The organism is Polaromonas sp. P1_E3 (assembly GCF_056405935.1).
In genome coordinates this window covers 1-686 of the sequence record NZ_JBFUBD010000795.1, presented here as the reverse complement: position 1 = coordinate 686, position 686 = coordinate 1, and the positions used below count along the sequence as shown (strand labels likewise).

The window sequence follows — 686 nt, the reverse complement described above, 5'->3', positions numbered from 1 at the left end:
GTCCGTTGGCTTCAAGCTGTCCACGAATCAGGAATACATAGGTCTTGCGTTTCGCGTCGAGCGCCAGCGCGGCGGTTTCCGCACCGTCAAACAGCCCTGCATACAACCTGGCGTCGGCATGGATCAGCACTGACCCCTGGTTGCCGTCGGGCGAAGCTACCAGCCGCAACATGCCGCGCTTTTCAGCATCGGCAAACGTTTTCTGTTCGTAACTGGGGGGAATGCCGGTCACATTGGGTTCAATCCAGATTTGCAGGAAATGCGTGGTCTGGCCTTCTGCGTGGTTGAACTCGCTGTGTTGCACACCGGTGCCGGCGCTCATGCGTTGCACATCGCCGGGCGGGATGCCCTTGATGTTGCCGATGCTGTCCTTGTGCGCAAGTTCGCCGCTCAGCACATAGCTGATGATTTCCATGTCCTTGTGGCCGTGGGTGCCAAAACCGCGGCCGGCAGCGATGCGGTCTTCGTTGATGACGCGCAGGTTGCCAAAGCCCATGTGGGCCGGGTCGTAATAGCCGGCAAACGAGAAGGAATGAAAAGACTTGAGCCAGCCGTGGTCGGCGTAGCCGCGTTCGCTGGAAGTTCTTAAAGTCATCATGAGGTGCTCCTTTCAAGGTGCGTTGAACTGCGTTTGCAATGACTCCAATGTAGGCGCGGAGCCCCTGCTTTTCATTGCGGCTGTTTGA

General features: G+C 57.9%; 1 protein-coding gene. It reads right to left on the bottom strand.

Features of this window, described 5'->3' with window-relative positions; genetic code table 11:
* The coding region (locus AC1D0Z_RS23580) for a pirin family protein (protein ID WP_477660537.1) at window positions 1-598 on the bottom strand (598 nt) is incomplete at its 3' end.
* Window positions 599-686: the final 88 nt, after the last annotated feature.